Below are 15,478 nucleotides of genomic sequence, written 5' to 3' on the forward strand. Positions count from 1 at the left end.
GTGTAGGTGGTTTTGTATGGGGGTGTTGGTTGGGTATGTGCGTGCGGTGTAGTAATCTTTATTATTGTTATTTAATTTATATGTTATCTATATATTGATAACTAAAGACGTGTGTGGGTGCGTGCGTATACATGAGGCGTGTGCAGGGGAGTGCATTATGCGAGACGAATTTTAAAAAAGATACTCGTTTAGAAAAGGTCAAAAGCTCTTCTGGTGGGTAAGAGCTTCGAAGCCTTTGATTGTTGTTATGGGTTTTAATGTGTAACGCTTGCGGTTTTAGAGTTTTAGCTTGTATTTTAGTTTTGATATTGCATCGTATTTTTGCTTTGGGCTTGGTCCTGCACTATACACGTCAAATGTGATGGTTCCCGTCTCATGTCCAACGATTGACGCAATGAGTATTCCGGGCACGTCTGCACGTTGCAATTGAGTGATAACAGTCTTACGGAAGCTATGGAAAACGTATTGGCTATTATATTCAAGGGTGGTTTTTAATCGGCCAAATTGTTTGCTGAGTGCATCGGAACGGTTACCGTATTTGTTTCCTGCTGGTGAGCTAATCAAGAAACCGTCCTTTGAATTGCGGATCAATCTTTCCACTGTTTCTTTTATGGCTGGGTGTATCGGTGTATGTCGCTCACTGGCTGCGGTTTTCCCATCGTAGAAGTAGAAGCATTGAACGCCTTCCTCGGTGACTACATCTTGGGTTTGAAGCTGGCAAAGCTCTTCAATCCTTGCTCCAGTGTGAGAACCTAATAGTATAAGGTCAGTGAGTGTTTCACGGTTTTTTGTAGCTTTGGCTGCCTCATGCAGTCTTGTAACGTCTTCTGGTGTAAAAGCCTTTCTATCTGTTGAGCCGTCGCCCCTCTTGCTGCGATTTACTGGGAAATCATGCTTTTCGAAGGGGGATTGCTGGTCTCGGTGTAGCTTTTTAAAATTCTCGTCGTGCTTAATAGCCCATTTCCAAAAACTTGACCCGGCGAAGAGGTATTGTTTTTTAGTCTTAATGGAAAGGTTGAGCGTATCGAGATAGCTGGCAATGCTTTCTTGGTTGAGGTCGCGTTGCTCTGCTTCAAGCCAAGCATTCATCAATTTCAAGCGATTTGCCTGCGTATCTACAGTCTTTTGAATAATCCCCTTGGTCTTAACTTGATACGCTTCAAATGACGTTATTCTGTTAGTTGTAATAGGAGATTTGATTTTGTAATTTTTTGGACTATCGAGGATTGATTTTACTTCGTCGATACTTTCGATACTGATTGGCTGACCAACTGTAATTAAATAATTGTGCATGACTTTATTTAATCGAATGAAGTCATTGAACCTTTCAATTTTCTGCTCAAGGGAAATTCCTTCGCCTCGCTCTGACCATTTTTCCTTGAAGGTCTCAAACTCAAGGTAGGGTCTTTCGCCACACGGGTCAAAATCGGATTCAAATGCCTCCTTTGGACTTTTCCATTTTTGAGCATTTGAAATTAGGTCAAAAGTTTCATTTTCGATGTGCTGGAATTTCTCTTGGCTGAACGTGAGGTCTAGCTCATCCGTCTGCGTGCTGGTGACGATGTTCATCAAGCCCGATTGCTGGCGTGTCTCGATCAGCTTTGAAATGTCATAGGACTTTTCTGACAGTTCGTCAGGGGTCGGCCCCGCAACGAGCCTCCTAGCGTTCGCTATCGCCTGTTTCCATGAATGTAGGAACGCCAACTTCTTTACCTGAGCTTCAGGCTTGCTCCCGGTCTTCAGCGACTCGGTGAACTCGGTTCGGTTGAGGATGTGCCTAACGTCCTTGGGGATGCTTAGGCGGACGTGCCAATTTCCTGACCGTAGAACTAGGTTGTCGCTTGCCATTTTCGTCCCTAAGCCTTGGGTGTTGATGCCGAAAAGGTAGCTGATTTTTTCTACTATTTGTAGCAAAAATTTGTAGCAAAATGGCCTTTTGTTCCTGTAACCATTGATTTAAAAGGGCTGAATGGTCGGATTCGGAAAGTCCCTATCTCTCCGCCATTATTGAATAATGAAAAACCCCCGATAACCTAATGGTTGTCGGGGGTTTTTTGTTTGGGGCAGAAATTTGAAGATGAATTCTGCTACGGTCATTCATCGGATGGCACCATGAGTCGCAACATGAACGTTGAAGCGGTGTTGGCGCAGTTATTGGCGAGTGTCCCTGATCTGATGGCTGTCTATGTGTTTGGCAGTCAAGCGACGGGTGAGGCGAATGCCGACAGCGATCTCGACCTGGCAGTGCTTGCTGCCGGCACAGTGGACCCGCTACTGCTGTGGCAGACAGCGGGGGAGCTTGCTGACATCGTGGCGGTGCCCGTCGATCTGCTGGACCTGCGCGCGGCCTCCACGGTTATGCAATATCAGGTAATAACAACCGGGCGTCGGCTCTGGAACAAGGACAGTCAGGCAGGTATTTTCGAGAGCTATATCCTCAGCGAAAAAACCGCGCTGGACACTGCAAGGGCGGCGCTGTTGGCTGATATTCAGAAGAAAGGAAAAGTGCATGGTCGATGATGTGCTCATCCACAAAGCCTCGAGCATTGAGCGCTATGTGGCTCGCGCTCGCGAGGAGTACGACAAGGATCCTGCCAGTTTCGCGACTGACTTCACCCGACAGGATGCGGCGATTCTCAACATTCAGCGTGCCTGCGAAGCTGCACTGGACATGGGGCAGCATTTGATCCGTCGTGAGCGGCTGGGCGTACCTCAGGGCGCACGCGACGTGTTCCAATTGCTATCCCAAGGTGGGTGGGTGAGCCCGTCCTTGTTGACCAACCTGAAGAACATGGTCGGTTTTCGCAACATCGCCGTCCATGAGTACCAAACCCTTCAATTGCCGATCACAGTTGCGATCATCACTCAGCATCTAGGGGATTTTCTGGCGTTCAGCTCATTTATCCTGACTAAGGATGCAAGTCAGTCAGGTGCCACCACAGACACTCATCCCGATTAAACGAAAAAGCCTGCTGAGCTCAACACTCAGCAGGCTTTTTAGTCAGTACTTGTTTGGTCAGGCAGGCTGCGCCGCCAAGCTATTGCTGACATTGCGCCCCAATACCAGCACCGTCACAAAACCCACGCCCACCAACGCTGTCGCGAGGCTCAACAGCACCGAACTGCCCATCTGGTCGACGATCCGCCCGCCAAAGAACGATCCTAGCGCAATGATCACCTGAAACAACGCGACAAACAGCGGCATACCACGTTCCACATCCTTGGGTGCTACGACAAACATCCAGATACTGGCGCAAGCCGGGAAGGCGCCGAAGGCGAAGCCCCAGAGTGCGATCAGCATGGCGGCGCCGGTCAGGCCGGTGGCGAAGTAGGGGAACAGGGCGGTGCTGGTGCCGATCATCAGTGCGACCAGCAGCAGGGTGTAACGCACACTGCGGTTGGCGGCGAAGCCAGCGAAGACGTTACCTGCCACACCTGCAATGCCAAACATCAGCAGCAGTGAGCCAATAGTCGGGCCATCGAAGCCGGAGCTGTTCTTGAAGAAGGGCGCGACGTAGGTGTACGCGGCAAAGTGCGCCAGGCCGATCAGCAGTACCGCGATCAAGCCGACCCGGGCCCGTGGGTTGATGAACAACGCCGGCAGGTCGCTGACGAGAATGGCTTTTTCCGGCTTGAGTATGGGGAGCAGGAGGACCTGTGCCAACAGCACTGGCAGACCCACCAGCGCGGTGACCAGGAAGGTCATGCGCCAGCCCATCAGGCCGCTGAGCCAAGTGCCGACGGGCACGCCGAGTACGGTGGCCAGTGTCACGCCCATCATGATGATCGAAGTGGCCTTCGCCACGTCCACGCCTCTGGGGGCCAGGCGGCCGCTGAGGGCGATGGCCGTGGCCCAGAAACCGCCGATGCTGATGCCCAGCAATACGCGACCGAATAGCAGAAGGCTGAAATCACTGGCGAAGGCCACGACCATGTTGGCGATGATCATGATCAGCGTCAGGCCGATCAGTAGGTAGCGGCGATCCATAGCGCCAATGATCACTGACAGCAGAGGGGCGGCGAGCGCGGCCATGATGCCGGGCAGGGTGACCATCAGGCCTGCGTGGCCGGCACTGATGCCCAGGTCCGCAGCGACATCGTTGAGTACGCCCACCGGTAGAAACTCGCTGGTCACCAGGGCAAAGGCGCCCACGGCGACCGAGAGGATCGCCAACCACTGCTGTTTGACGCTCTGTTGATTATGTTCGGGAAGGCCGCGGGGGGCCTGGCTGGCACTTGGCATGGTGTTGGGTTCCAGGGTGAACGTCGCCCGAAGCGAGGCGAGGGGGAAGGAAAGTGGAGGCGATTATAGGAATCAGCGCTGAAAATCGGGCAGGCGCTCGTTTCGATAGTAATCATCAGTGCTATCGATGCGACGCTCTAGCACGCACTACGTAAGCCATACACCTTTCATACAGACGTCCCCAACGTTGCCTACAGGCAGCGCATTGCAGTGGCTCCGGCAACTGATTACTTTGTGGTAGCGCACTCGATCAGGCGCTTCCCACAGCAAAGGAATTGCATCATGAGCAAGAACACGAAAAAAACCTCCGGCAAGATAGCGGCTCTGGCGGCCAACACCCTCAATGATCCAGACGCTTCAGTCATTGCCAAAAGCCTTGCTGCTTCGGCGCTGGCTCAGCGCAGTACCGAGAAGCAGACGAGCGCTGAGCTGGAAGAAAAGGCGGGGAAAGTGCTTCAAAGCGACAAGTACAGCGAGGACACAAAATCCCTGGCCGCGTCGGTTCTCTCCCAGGCCAATAAAGAACGGGGAAGCTGAGAAAAAGGCTCACCCACATCGCACGCCCACGCATGTCGACGGAATAAACACAGCGCCTCAACCGTTAACCCCATAGAACTGCCGACGCCCGTGCACCTGCTGGAGTTCTGTTCGGGGTTATCGATTGATTTGGGAGAGGTCCATGCTTGTTTATCGGAACACACTCAGCGAAGCGTTGCCGCTTCGTGAACGTCCGGGCGCAATCGGTTTGGTGTTGAGCCTGGAAGGCGCCCGCTACTATGTATTTGTCAGTCGGCAATCACGCGATCAGGTCGCCAACAGCGCTGTGGGCAATAAGCTGAGGGTCAGTGCGCAACTGCTCAAAGTCCCGCCATCCCCGCAGATACACCAGGCGAAGTACGCTCAATTGCTGCCCATTGCGCGGGACCTGGCAACGCAACGGGGGGTGGAGGCCGAAAGCCGGCATGCCGAAGAGTTGTTGATCGAGCACTTTGATGAATGCGTGCAAAATTTCGTCGCGTTGCGCGGTCGTCCGCCGGCAAAAGCCGAGGTGTTTCTGTCCCACTGTCCTTGCCAATCAAAAGACCCAGGCGCCAGCCCGGCGCGCATGCTTGCCGGCACCTATTACGAGGCCACCTGCAAGGCCAAGTTGATCAAGTTTTGCACGACCGGCACCCGTGCCGCGATTTCCTGGAGGGTGTATTACCAATTCGACATCGGCACATCGAAGCTCGATATCAATGAGAACCTCGGCAATCTAATCCTGTGCAAGCAGCCGGCGTTCATCAACTTTTAGCAACGTGCGCGCCGTGGTCAGCCAGGCGCGCGGTCAGGCTCTGAATAAACACGGTTTCTGCACGGCTCATCTTCTGCTCTCGATTCCACAGTAGATGAATGTCCACGTCCGTTATTCCCTCATCCGGTGGTAACCGCCAGAGCAGCCCGTTTTTCACATCTTCCGCGACGACATGGATCGGCAGGCAGCCCAGGCCGAAGCCGGCGATCACCAATCGCCGCACTTCTTCCAGGCTTGAAGACGACGCCACAATCCGCCCGCTGAACCCTTGCTGATCCCGGAAAATCGTTAACGGCGAGAGCATCCCGCCAATCTGGTCGCTGGTAAAACTGACGAAGTTCTCAGATTGCAGGTCCCCCTCCGCCAAACCGATGCGCCCGAACAATGGATGGTGTCGCCCACAAAAAAACGCATAGCGCTGGCGCAGGAACAGGTGTTGTTCCAAGCGTGGCTGCGGCCGACGGTTGAGGCTCAGACCCAGGGTCGCGGTTTTTTCCAGGAGTGCGGCGACGATGTCCGAGCTGCGCATTACCTCGACTTCCAGGTCGACCCGAGGATGTTCACGATGAAAATCTGCCAGAAATTCATCGAAGGTGTCCGAGTTGATCCGGCTGATCATCAGCAATCGCACTTTGCCGATTACCTCATCGCCCGGTTTTTGCAGGGCATTGCTCATCTGCGACACCTGGCCGTACATCTCGCCGGCGATGGCGAAGATCTGCTCACCGGCCTCTGTCAACACAAAGCGCGGACCACGACGGACGATGAGCTGGCAGTCGAGTTGTTCTTCCAGGCGCTTGAGCGCCTGGCTGATTGCTGGCTGGGTCAGGTGCAGGCGGGCGGCGGCGCGGCTGATGCTCAGCTCCTGGCCGATTACACGGAAGGTGCGCAGCAGGTTCCAGTCCAGACGGTCGTTGAGCAAGGGATGAATGTCGCGGCGGGCTTCGGGCATGGCGCAGCTCGATAATAAGCAGGATTTATAATTTGAATAATAAATAGAAAATTGACTAATCATAGCCCCGAGACGATAAATCACCCTTAACAAGCGCCATCAGAGCGCATGCGTTCGACCTTTCTCCTGCCAAAAAAATAACCAAAGGAGCCAGCCCCATGAAGCCTTCCGCTTCGCCCCAGCCTCGCCGTGCTGCGGCCGCCGCTTTTATCGGCACCATGATCGAGTGGTACGACTTTTACATCTACGCCACTGCCGCAGCGCTGGTGTTTGGCCAACTGTTTTTTCCTTCCGAAGACAAACTCTTCAGCACCATGGCGGCGTTCGGCACCTTTGCCGTGGGGTTCTTCGCGCGGCCGTTGGGCGGCATCGTGTTCGGGCATATCGGTGACCGGATCGGCCGCAAGAAATCCTTGGTGATCACCCTGGTGATGATGGGCGTGGTCACCGTATGCATCGGTCTGTTGCCGACCTACGCGCAGATTGGTGCGGCTGCGCCGGTGCTGCTGATCCTGCTGCGTGTGGTGCAGGGGATTGCCGTTGGCGGCGAGTGGGGCGGTGCGGTGTTGATGGCGGGCGAGCATGCGCCGAAAGGCCGGCGCAACTTCTTTGCTTCCTTCGCGCAATTGGGCAGCCCGGCTGGGCTGATCCTGTCGCTGCTCGCATTCAGTGCGGTCACCCGTCTGCCGGAAGACGCGTTAATGAGTTGGGGCTGGCGCTTGCCGTTCCTGGCCAGCGCGTTGCTGTTGGTGGTCGGCCTGGCGATTCGCCTGGGCGTGAATGAGTCGCCGGAATTTCTTGAAGACAAAGCCTTGGCGGAAAAAGCGCGGGCGATCAAGAAAGACCAGGCGCCTGTCATAGAGGTGTTGCGAACCGCTTGGCGCCCACTGCTGCTGTGCATCGGGGCCAACACCCTGGGCATTGCCGGCGTGTATTTCACCAACACTTTCATGATTGCCTACAGCACTCAGCAATTGGGCCTACCGCGCTCGCTGATTCTGGAGTGCCTGTTCTTCGTCGCCATCATCCAGTTTTGCGTCCAGCCGCTGGCCGCCTGGGTCGCGGAGAAGGTCGGTGCCACGCGTTTCCTGTGCGCAATGACGGTGCTGGCCATGGCTTCGCCTTATCCCATGTTCGTATTGGTCAGCAGCGGCCAGGCGCCGTTGATCATCCTCGGTATTGCCTTGGCGGTGGTGTGCATGGCGTCGTTTTATGCCGTGATCGCCGGCTTCGTCAGCGGCCTGTTTGAAACCCGCGTGCGCTACACCGCGATCTCCCTGGCCTACCAGGTGTGCGGCGCGCTGGCGGGTGGTCTTACGCCGTTGATCGGTACCTGGCTGGCCCACGAATACCAAGGCCAATGGTGGCCGATGGCAGTGTTCTACAGCTTGATCGCGGCGGTCTCGCTGGTGTGTGTACTGGCGTTGTCGCGTCGGCATGCCACCGCCCACCGCCATGAAATGGCCCATAGTGTTTGATGGAGTGTCTGTAATGTTGAAGATCAATGGTGAGCGCCTGTGGGCCAGCCTGATGGCCATGGCCGAGATTGGCGCTACGGCGCGCGGCGGCAGTTGCCGCCTGGCCTTGAGTGGAGAAGACAAAGCCGGTCGCGAACTGTTCAGCCACTGGTGCACGGCCGCCGGGCTGACCCTGAGCGTGGATGCCATCGGCAATCTGTTCGCCCGTCGTGCCGGTACGGACAACGACGCGGCACCCGTGATGATGGGCAGCCACCTTGACACTCAACCCGAAGGCGGGCGCTTTGATGGTGTCTACGGTGTATTGGCGGGGCTGGAGGTGATCCGCAGCCTTGACGATCACGGGATCCAGACGCGCAAGCCACTGGAGATTGCGGTATGGACCAACGAGGAGGGCGCCCGTTTTACGCCAGCCATGCTCGGCTCGGCGGTATTCACCGGCACCCTGGCACTGGATAAGGCCCTGGGCACTGCCGATGTCGATGGCATCAGTGTGGCCGAGGCTTTGCGTGCTACCGGCTACAACGGCTCACGCCCCTTGGGCGGCGCGGTGGATGCGTATTTCGAAGCGCATATCGAGCAGGGGCCGATTCTTGAAGACAACGCCAAGAGCATCGGCGTGGTCACCGGCGGTCAGGCGATTCGCTGGCTGGATGTGCGCGTCGAGGGCATGGCCGCCCACGCCGGCACTACGCCGATGCCGCTGCGTAAAGACGCATTGTATGGCTCCGCACAGATGATCCAGGCGCTGGAGAACCTGGCGGCGGATTTTGCTCCGGAAGGCCTGACCACCGTGGGTGAATTGAGCATCGCCAAATCGTCACGTAACACCATCCCTGGCCTACTGAATTTCACCGTCGATTTGCGTCACCACCGCGACAGCGATATCGACGCCATGGAGCAGCAGGTGCGCCGACAATTGCAGGCCATCGCCGAGCAACGCGGATTGTCCGTGACCGTAACCCCACACTGGATCAGCCCGGCCACACCTTTTGACGCCGACTGTGTCGCCTGCGTGCAAACCGCTGTGGATGCCCTGGGTTACAGCCAGCAACGCATCGTCAGCGGCGCCGGCCACGACGCCATCCACCTGGCGCGCTATTGCCCGACTGCGATGATCTTCATCCCTTGCGTCGGCGGCCTCAGCCACAACGAAGCCGAAGACGTGTTGCCCGAGGACGTGTGCCAGGGCACCGACGTATTACTCAACGCCGTGCTGAAGCGCGCCGGCCAGGTTCGGTAAGGAGATTTTTTATGCGTACGTTTTTCCACCCCGAACAACTGCTGCATCATCCGCGCAGCTACTACTCCCGTGGCCAGATGCGCACGCCGCAGGAGGTTCCCGAGCGCGCCCGGAATCTGTTGTTGGCCACGCAAACCTTGGGTTTCGACATCCAGCAGCCGCAGGACTACGGCCTCGATCCATTGCTGGCCGTACACGGTGCGTCCTACCTGGCTTTCCTGCAGGAGGCCCACCAACGCTGGAAGGAAATCCCCGAAAACTGGGGCGACGAAGTCATGTCCAACATCTTCGTCCGTGAGCCCAACGCCCTGCGTGGCATCCTTGCCCAGGCTGCGCGTTACCTCGCAGATGGCAGTTGCCCGATCGGCGAACTGACCTGGCGCTCGGCCTATTGGTCGGCCCAGAGCGCCGTTGCTGCCGCCAAGGATATTCTTGATGGCGCTCCGGCGGCCTACGCTCTCTGTCGTCCACCGGGCCATCATGCTCGTTACGATGCGGCAGGAGGATTTTGTTACATCAACAATGCCGCAGTTGCTGCACAAGCATTGCGCCAAGGTTTTCAGCGCATCGCCGTGCTCGACACCGACATGCACCACGGCCAAGGCATTCAGGAGATTTTCTACGACCGTGACGACGTGTTTTACGTCTCGATTCACGGTGACCCCACCAACTTCTATCCTGGCGTTGCCGGCTTCGCCGAAGAGCGCGGTAGCGCAGCGGGCGAAGGCTTCAACCTCAACCTGCCAATGCCTCACGGTGCCAGTGAGGCGGTATTCTTCGAAAAGCTGGAATTGGCCTTGGCGGCGGTGAAGCACTTCTCGGCAGATGTGCTGGTGCTGTCACTGGGTTTCGATATCTACGAATTGGACCCACAGAGCAAAGTCGCCGTTACACGTGAAGGGTTCGCACGGTTGGGTGAGTGCATTCGCGGGTTGGGATTGCCCTGTGTGATCGTGCAGGAGGGTGGATATCACCTGGAGACGCTGGATAGCAATGCGCGAGCGTTTTTTAATGGCCCGCAGGCGTGGAAGCCGCGTTAACCTGTGAGCACCGCCTCAACCTATGGATGAGGCGGTGGTGCGATGTTCACGGTAAGGATTTACCTGTGTCGGGTACCAGTTCCAACACACGATCCCGCCCACCTTCGGCCAGCAGATAGGTCCCTCGACCGGTCGGCACAATCGACTGCGGTGCCTTCAGGAACGATAGGATCGTCCGTTGGTGCCCCTGCTTATCAATCAGCAACAACCTCGCCCGATGCGTGGAGTCTTCGTTGACCCACAACCCGCGCTCATCGCACATCAGAAATGTTGGTTTGTTCAAACCGACCAGTACGTCGGGATCACTGCCATCTTCCGTCAGTTCACGTACCACACCTTTTTTCTTCTCGGTGTAGAGCATGCGCCCATCGGTGCAACGCACAATGGACTCGCCCTCCTGAAGCTGATCACGCAGTACGGTCAGGGACTGGTCGCTCCAGCGGTAACGCAATAGCCGTCCGAAAGGCTTGCGGTCCTCGATGGCATAGAGGTAGTCACCGTCATCCCACAGGCCCTGCACGCTCTCACCTCTGAACAGTTCGGTGACGATGCCATCCTTGAGAAAACTGACAGGCAGATCAGTGGACTCCTGGCTGAACACCCAACCACCGCGGGTGGCGAACAGGCCATCGGGTTTGGACAGGCTGCTCACCACCACTTCACGGCTGCCATCCTTGAGGATGCGCACAATGCTGCCCTTGGTGTCATCGAGTTCCTGGCTGACCATCAACGAACCATCGGCCAGAGGCATCAGTGAAGCAGCCTTCGGCACATCGCGATGCAGCACCTGCACGCTCCAGCCGCTGGCTGCGCTGACAGGGTAGAAGCTTTGCCAGGCAAAGAACCCCAGGGTGGCGATGCACAATAGGCCGATTACCCAGAGCCCCGGCTTCAGTGCTCGGTGCAGAGCGCTGTTGATTCTTCCAGCTGTCTTGTTCATTGATCACTCTTATTGGTAAGGGATTACTCCCCATCGCTCTGCAACCACGCCGTGTAGTCTTGACCACCGTAAAATAGCCCCAGGATCGACACTGTTTCGTTATCGGAGTCCACCATGAATGCGATAACGGTGGTACGTCGATAGTGAGTGATGCGTAAGTGGCTCAGCAGGTCGTCACGTCGGGTGCCGCGCAAGGGAAACAGGCAAAGGTTTTCGCAGTAGCGGATGAGGTTGTCGATAAAGCGTGCAGCTACAACGGGGGAACCGGCATCGCTGATGTAGTCTTCAAGGGCGTCGAGTTGCGCCAACGCTTCAGGCGAAAAGGCTACCGTGTAACTCACGCTTTCCCGGTGCCTTGTCGCTGACGCTTGGCTGCCATGTGTTCTCGAACCTGTTCGACGGACAGCGCGCGCTCGGGTTCGGCCTTGAGGGCTGCCGCAGCTGGGATCACCTCGTCCCGCAGCCAGTCTTCCATGGCGCGATCACGAGCCAGCAAGGCCCTCAGGCCGTCGCGGATCACTTCACTTTCGGACGCATATTCACCAGCCGCGACTTTGGCTTTGACCAGGGCAGCCATTTCGATTGGCAAGGTAATGCTCATTTGCTGGGTTGAGCGCATGTAGATGTCCGCCGGAGGAGGGTAGGATTCAATCCTACTTGACCATTGGCGTGATGCAAGAAGCAACTGATCGATGCCGATATCCGGCGACTCGTCATCTGTCCAGAAGTGATAGGTTTCCATGCGTGCTACATCTCCCGTTGTTTAGGTCAGGTCGCAAGTATTGACCCATTTAGAGAACTGCGTGGCCGCTTAAACCCAATAACCCACTGATATGTATGACTTCATATTTGTAGCAGGGTTATTACAACAAGCCGGTCCCGGCATGCATGGCGCGCCATCGGCTCCCATACGATAATGCCTGCCACCTCGACCACATTGGCCTTCCCGTGATCATCAACTTCGACCTCAACGACCTCCAAGCCTTCCGCGCCGTGGTAGACAAGGGCAGTTTTCGCGGTGCCGCCGAAGCTATCCGGATCTCGCAGCCGGCCCTCAGCCGGCGTATCGAAAAGCTCGAGACCGCCCTGGATGTAAAGCTGTTCGAACGCACCACGCGGCGCGTCAGCCTGACCATGGTCGGCCGTGCGTTCCTGCCTCAGGTCGAGCGCATGCTCGACGATCTCGATGTCGCGCTCATGGGCATCAGCAATGTGGCGTCCACCCGCATGGGCAATGTCACCATCGCGTGCGTGCCGTCCACCGCGTACTACTTCATGCCCCACGTGATCTCTGAATTCCACAAGTTGTATCCGAAAATTCGCCTGCGGGTGCTGGATGCCAGTGCCGGTGAAGTGTGCAATGCGGTGGAAAGTGGCGAGGCGGATTTCGGCGTGAGTTTCAGTGGCAGTCTGGCCGATGAAGTGGAGTTCGAACTGCTGCTGCAGGAGCGTTATGTGCTGGCCTGTCGCCGCGATCATCCCCTGGCCCAGCGTGACAGCGTGAGCTGGTCCGAGGCCTACGAACACGACTACATCACCGTGGACAAGACCTCTGGTAACCGCTTCCTGCTCGACCAGGCGTTGCGTGGCGTGCGGGTGAAAAAGCCGAGTATCTGCGAGACGCACCACGTAACGACGATGATCGGGCTGGTGGAGGCGGGATTGGGAGTGGCGATGGTGCCCTCGATTGCCATGCCGGCGGGCGAGCACCCGATCCTGGTGAGCGTGCCGCTGGTGGAACCGCAGGTGATGCGCAATGTGGGCTTGATAAAACGCCGCGGGCGGACCTTGCCGCCAGCGGCGCTGGAGTTGGAGCGATTGGTGCGGGAAATGCCGTTTCGGTCAGCGTGACACCGAGTCCAGGCCGGTGGCTTGCACCACCGGTTGCGCCTGGGGCGACGCCAGGTACTGCAACAAGGCCTTGGCCTGTTCAGGGTGTTCGGCATTGATCGGAATACCGGCTGCAAAACGCGTCACCGATTGCACATCTTCCGGGATCTTGCCGACGTAGGTCACACCCGGTACCGGCAGCAATTCCGCGACCTGTTGCAAGCCCACTTCGTAGTCACCCTTGGCGACCTGTTCGGCCACCGGCAGGCGTTCGATCATGGTGCCCTTGGCGGGCATGCCGAGCTTCTTGAACAACTCCTTCTCGACATACACACCGCTGGCGCTGTCCGAGTAAGCCACGGATTTGGCCTTGCTCAGCGCGGCTTTCAGTTCGGCGTCAGTGCCGATTGCAGGTTTGACCGCGCCCGCCTTGACCACCAGGCCGATGCGCGAGTCCGCCAGTTCCACGCGGGAGGCCGGGTCGACCTTGCCTTGTTTGATCAGGTCATCCAAGGCGTAGCCGACCATGATCACTACGTCGGCGTGTTCGCCACGGGCAAGACGGTTGGGGATCGCTTCCGGCGCCTTGCCCATGGACGGACCCAGAATGGTGTCGAGGCTGTCACCGCTTTGCTTGGCGTACTGCGGGCCAAGCAGTTTATAAGCGGCGGTGAAGCCTCCCGATGTCATCACCTTGAGCTGTTCGGCCTGGGCCGACAGCGCCAGGGCTCCGAGGGCCAGGGTCGTCAGGGTCTTGAGCAATGGCTTCATCATGCCGCCTCCTGCATCACCTGGCCACGGGTGTTGGCGCGACGGTACAGCGCCAGAGTCGAGCACAGCGCGCAGGCTGCGGCGAACATCATCCAGTAGGCCGGCGAGGCCTTGTCTTCGGTGATGTGGATGAACCAGGTGGAAATCGCCGGGGTAAAACCACCGAAAATCGCGGTCGCCAGGCTGTAGGCCAGGGAGAAACCCGCCACACGCACTTCCACCGGCATGATTTCGGTCAGGGCAGGGATCATGGCGCCGTTGTACATGCCGTAGAGGAAGGAGAACCACAGCAGGGTTTCCAGCATATGGGCGAAGCTCGGTGCGTTCACCACGTAGGACAATGCTGGGTATGCGGTGAGAACCGTCAACACGGTCATGGCGATCAGCACCGGCTTGCGGCCAAAACGGTCGCTCAAGGTGCCGCCGATCGGCAGCCAGACAAAGTTCGACACCGCCACCAGCAGGGTCACCAACAGCGCGTCGGAAGTGCTCAATTGCAGCACGGTCTTGCCGAAGGTCGGCGCGTACACGGTGATCAGGTAGAACGCGGTGGTGGTCATGGCCACCATCAGCATGCCGCCGATCACCACGGTCCAGTTCTTCACCAGGGTCGCCAGCACTTCACGCATGGTCGGGCGATGCTTGCGGTTGGCGAATTCTTCGGTTTCCTGCAGGTTGCGACGCAGGATGAAGATGAACGGGATGATCACACAACCGATGGCGAACGGAATGCGCCAGCCCCAATCGGCCACCACGGCAGGTTCCATCCACACGTTCAGGCCATAACCCAGCGCGGCCGCGACCACGATGGAGATCTGCTGGCTGCCCGATTGCCAACTGGTGTAGAAGCCTTTGCGGCCTGGGGTGGCCATCTCAGACAGGTAAACCGAGACACCGCCCAGTTCCGCGCCAGCCGAGAAGCCTTGCAACAGTCGCCCGAGCAACACCAGCAACGGAGCCCACAGGCCAATAGTGTGATAACCGGGTACCAGCACGATCAGCAGCGTGCCGCTGGCCATGATCGACAGGGTCACGATCAGTCCTTTGCGGCGACCCACGTCATCGATGTAGGCCCCCAGGATGATCGCGCCTAATGGACGCATCAGAAAGCCCGCGCCGAACACGGCGAAGGTCATCATTAATGACGCAAACTCATTAGCGGCAGGGAAGAACGCGGCAGCGATATAGGTGGCATAAAAACCGAACAGGAAGAAGTCGAACTGTTCGAGGAAATTGCCCGAAGTCACGCGGAAAACCGCACCCACTTTCGAGCGGGCAGAGTCGGGTCGGGTAGGGCTAGTCATGGTTTTGTGTCTCCAGCGTTCTTTTTAAAGTGCTTGTTTCGCCTAAGACCGAGAATAGTGGCTGACACATTTAGAAATGATAAGTGACAAATTTGGATGGATTGATGTGTATTGGCTATCAATCGGTGGTGCGGTCAAAAATGCGTCCGCTGTTCTATGCTGAAGATGTGACCAATTCTTACGGATGGGAGGTGGCGATGACTGACCAGCAGAAACGACGGGACGAGCCGGAGCGTGAACAACCCCGACAGCGGGAGGAAGAAAAACCGCAGACCTGGAAGCATCCCGATGATGGGACGGAGCTTTCCGAGCGGGATCAGGAGCGCCCGCTAAAACCGTAATATCAGGCTAAACGCGGTCAAAATGTGGGAGCAACTGTCTTG

The 15,478-nt window shown here is 57.2% G+C and carries 17 protein-coding genes; 9 read left to right on the forward strand and 8 right to left on the reverse strand.

Going from position 1 to position 15,478, the window contains the following annotated elements; all coding sequences use genetic code 11:
- Positions 1 to 276 precede the first annotated feature (276 nt).
- Positions 277 to 1,848 (reverse strand): site-specific integrase, encoded by a 1,572-nt coding sequence (locus tag HX793_RS13860; RefSeq protein WP_177034066.1) that lies wholly within the window; start codon positions 1,846 to 1,848, stop codon positions 277 to 279.
- A 276-nt stretch (positions 1,849 to 2,124) separates the two neighbouring features.
- Here HX793_RS13860 and mntA point away from each other — a divergent pair, with 276 nt between their 5' ends.
- Together mntA and hepT are read left to right on the forward strand one after the other, a co-directional pair.
- Entirely contained in the window at positions 2,125 to 2,520 is a 396-nt protein-coding gene (mntA, locus tag HX793_RS13865) for a type VII toxin-antitoxin system MntA family adenylyltransferase antitoxin (protein WP_177096473.1), read from the forward strand.
- Complete coding sequence (gene hepT, locus HX793_RS13870; RefSeq protein WP_177096475.1) at positions 2,510 to 2,959, forward strand: type VII toxin-antitoxin system HepT family RNase toxin; 450 nt, start codon at positions 2,510 to 2,512, stop codon at positions 2,957 to 2,959. Before mntA ends, hepT begins: the two co-directional genes overlap by 11 nt.
- A gap of 57 nt (positions 2,960 to 3,016) precedes the next feature.
- Here hepT and HX793_RS13875 read toward each other — a convergent pair whose 3' ends face one another.
- The gene (locus tag HX793_RS13875) at positions 3,017 to 4,243 is read right to left on the reverse strand and encodes an MFS transporter (RefSeq protein ID WP_177051015.1); all 1,227 of its coding nucleotides are present in this window, start codon (positions 4,241 to 4,243) and stop codon (positions 3,017 to 3,019) included.
- A gap of 282 nt (positions 4,244 to 4,525) precedes the next feature.
- Between HX793_RS13875 and HX793_RS13880 the strand changes: the two genes are divergently transcribed.
- Both HX793_RS13880 and HX793_RS13885 read left to right on the forward strand, forming a co-directional pair.
- On the forward strand, positions 4,526 to 4,780 hold the full coding sequence (locus tag HX793_RS13880; RefSeq protein ID WP_016975185.1) for a hypothetical protein: 255 nt from the start codon (positions 4,526 to 4,528) through the stop codon (positions 4,778 to 4,780).
- A 142-nt stretch (positions 4,781 to 4,922) separates the two neighbouring features.
- Positions 4,923 to 5,537, forward strand: coding sequence for a hypothetical protein (locus HX793_RS13885; protein WP_177051017.1), 615 nt, complete (start codon positions 4,923 to 4,925; stop codon positions 5,535 to 5,537).
- On the opposite strand, the gene HX793_RS13890 is transcribed toward HX793_RS13885, so the two are convergent.
- On the reverse strand, positions 5,527 to 6,489 hold the full coding sequence (locus tag HX793_RS13890) for a LysR family transcriptional regulator (RefSeq protein WP_177051018.1): 963 nt from the start codon (positions 6,487 to 6,489) through the stop codon (positions 5,527 to 5,529). The genes HX793_RS13885 and HX793_RS13890 overlap by 11 nt on opposite strands.
- 158 nt (positions 6,490 to 6,647) lie before the next feature.
- On the opposite strand from HX793_RS13890, the gene HX793_RS13895 reads away from it, so the two are divergent.
- From HX793_RS13895 to HX793_RS13905, 3 genes are read left to right on the forward strand one after another with little or no spacing between them, the layout of a single operon-like run.
- Complete coding sequence (locus tag HX793_RS13895; protein ID WP_016975188.1) at positions 6,648 to 7,967, forward strand: MFS transporter; 1,320 nt, start codon at positions 6,648 to 6,650, stop codon at positions 7,965 to 7,967.
- Positions 7,968 to 7,980: 13 nt separating this feature from the next.
- Complete coding sequence (locus tag HX793_RS13900) at positions 7,981 to 9,210, forward strand: Zn-dependent hydrolase (RefSeq protein ID WP_177059563.1); 1,230 nt, start codon at positions 7,981 to 7,983, stop codon at positions 9,208 to 9,210.
- Between the two features lie 11 nt (positions 9,211 to 9,221).
- Positions 9,222 to 10,250, forward strand: a complete 1,029-nt coding sequence (locus HX793_RS13905) for a histone deacetylase family protein (RefSeq protein ID WP_016975190.1) — start codon at positions 9,222 to 9,224, stop codon at positions 10,248 to 10,250.
- Between the two features lie 46 nt (positions 10,251 to 10,296).
- Here HX793_RS13905 and HX793_RS13910 read toward each other — a convergent pair whose 3' ends face one another.
- From HX793_RS13910 to HX793_RS13920, 3 genes are read right to left on the reverse strand one after another with little or no spacing between them, the layout of a single operon-like run.
- Positions 10,297 to 11,190, reverse strand: a complete 894-nt coding sequence (locus tag HX793_RS13910) for an SMP-30/gluconolactonase/LRE family protein (protein ID WP_016975191.1) — start codon at positions 11,188 to 11,190, stop codon at positions 10,297 to 10,299.
- Positions 11,191 to 11,213: 23 nt separating this feature from the next.
- Positions 11,214 to 11,531, reverse strand: a complete 318-nt coding sequence (locus HX793_RS13915) for a type II toxin-antitoxin system RelE/ParE family toxin (protein ID WP_177051020.1) — start codon at positions 11,529 to 11,531, stop codon at positions 11,214 to 11,216.
- Complete coding sequence (locus tag HX793_RS13920; protein WP_080589210.1) at positions 11,528 to 11,932, reverse strand: ribbon-helix-helix domain-containing protein; 405 nt, start codon at positions 11,930 to 11,932, stop codon at positions 11,528 to 11,530. Before HX793_RS13920 ends, HX793_RS13915 begins: the two co-directional genes overlap by 4 nt.
- Before the next feature lie 206 nt (positions 11,933 to 12,138).
- Between HX793_RS13920 and HX793_RS13925 the strand changes: the two genes are divergently transcribed.
- Positions 12,139 to 13,041 carry a LysR family transcriptional regulator gene (locus HX793_RS13925; RefSeq protein WP_122725480.1) on the forward strand — a complete coding sequence of 301 codons (903 nt, stop codon included), beginning with the start codon at positions 12,139 to 12,141 and terminating at the stop codon, positions 13,039 to 13,041.
- Here HX793_RS13925 and HX793_RS13930 read toward each other — a convergent pair.
- Both HX793_RS13930 and HX793_RS13935 read right to left on the reverse strand, forming a co-directional pair.
- On the reverse strand, positions 13,033 to 13,791 hold the full coding sequence (locus HX793_RS13930) for a substrate-binding domain-containing protein (protein WP_177051388.1): 759 nt from the start codon (positions 13,789 to 13,791) through the stop codon (positions 13,033 to 13,035). The two genes, HX793_RS13925 and HX793_RS13930, sit on opposite strands and share 9 nt — an antisense overlap.
- On the reverse strand, positions 13,791 to 15,095 hold the full coding sequence (locus HX793_RS13935) for an MFS transporter (RefSeq protein ID WP_016975196.1): 1,305 nt from the start codon (positions 15,093 to 15,095) through the stop codon (positions 13,791 to 13,793). Before HX793_RS13935 ends, HX793_RS13930 begins: the two co-directional genes overlap by 1 nt.
- Before the next feature lie 83 nt (positions 15,096 to 15,178).
- Between HX793_RS13935 and HX793_RS13940 the strand changes: the two genes are divergently transcribed.
- Positions 15,179 to 15,436: a hypothetical protein gene (locus HX793_RS13940; RefSeq protein WP_177050788.1), complete on the forward strand. Its 258-nt coding sequence runs from the start codon at positions 15,179 to 15,181 to the stop codon at positions 15,434 to 15,436.
- Positions 15,437 to 15,478 lie beyond the last annotated feature (42 nt).

The sequence above is a fragment of the Pseudomonas reactans genome, assembly GCF_013387025.1.
In the GTDB taxonomy this organism is placed as follows: Bacteria; Pseudomonadota; Gammaproteobacteria; order Pseudomonadales; family Pseudomonadaceae; genus Aquipseudomonas; species Aquipseudomonas reactans.

What these genes read in the sequence shown, in the direction of transcription:
- HX793_RS13890 (WP_177051018.1), bottom strand. Translation starts at nt 6,489, where the DNA reads ATGCCCGAAGCCCGCCGCGACATTCATCCCTTGCTCAACGACCGTCTG.
- HX793_RS13935 (WP_016975196.1), bottom strand. Translation starts at nt 15,095, where the DNA reads ATGACTAGCCCTACCCGACCCGACTCTGCCCGCTCGAAAGTGGGTGCG.
- mntA (WP_177096473.1), top strand. Translation starts at nt 2,125, where the DNA reads ATGAACGTTGAAGCGGTGTTGGCGCAGTTATTGGCGAGTGTCCCTGAT.
- HX793_RS13860 (WP_177034066.1), bottom strand. Translation starts at nt 1,848, where the DNA reads ATGGCAAGCGACAACCTAGTTCTACGGTCAGGAAATTGGCACGTCCGC.
- HX793_RS13920 (WP_080589210.1), bottom strand. Translation starts at nt 11,932, where the DNA reads ATGGAAACCTATCACTTCTGGACAGATGACGAGTCGCCGGATATCGGC.
- HX793_RS13930 (WP_177051388.1), bottom strand. Translation starts at nt 13,791, where the DNA reads ATGAAGCCATTGCTCAAGACCCTGACGACCCTGGCCCTCGGAGCCCTG.
- hepT (WP_177096475.1), top strand. Translation starts at nt 2,510, where the DNA reads ATGGTCGATGATGTGCTCATCCACAAAGCCTCGAGCATTGAGCGCTAT.
- HX793_RS13880 (WP_016975185.1), top strand. Translation starts at nt 4,526, where the DNA reads ATGAGCAAGAACACGAAAAAAACCTCCGGCAAGATAGCGGCTCTGGCG.
- HX793_RS13905 (WP_016975190.1), top strand. Translation starts at nt 9,222, where the DNA reads ATGCGTACGTTTTTCCACCCCGAACAACTGCTGCATCATCCGCGCAGC.
- HX793_RS13885 (WP_177051017.1), top strand. Translation starts at nt 4,923, where the DNA reads ATGCTTGTTTATCGGAACACACTCAGCGAAGCGTTGCCGCTTCGTGAA.
- HX793_RS13875 (WP_177051015.1), bottom strand. Translation starts at nt 4,243, where the DNA reads ATGCCAAGTGCCAGCCAGGCCCCCCGCGGCCTTCCCGAACATAATCAA.
- HX793_RS13900 (WP_177059563.1), top strand. Translation starts at nt 7,981, where the DNA reads ATGTTGAAGATCAATGGTGAGCGCCTGTGGGCCAGCCTGATGGCCATG.
- HX793_RS13895 (WP_016975188.1), top strand. Translation starts at nt 6,648, where the DNA reads ATGAAGCCTTCCGCTTCGCCCCAGCCTCGCCGTGCTGCGGCCGCCGCT.
- HX793_RS13910 (WP_016975191.1), bottom strand. Translation starts at nt 11,190, where the DNA reads ATGAACAAGACAGCTGGAAGAATCAACAGCGCTCTGCACCGAGCACTG.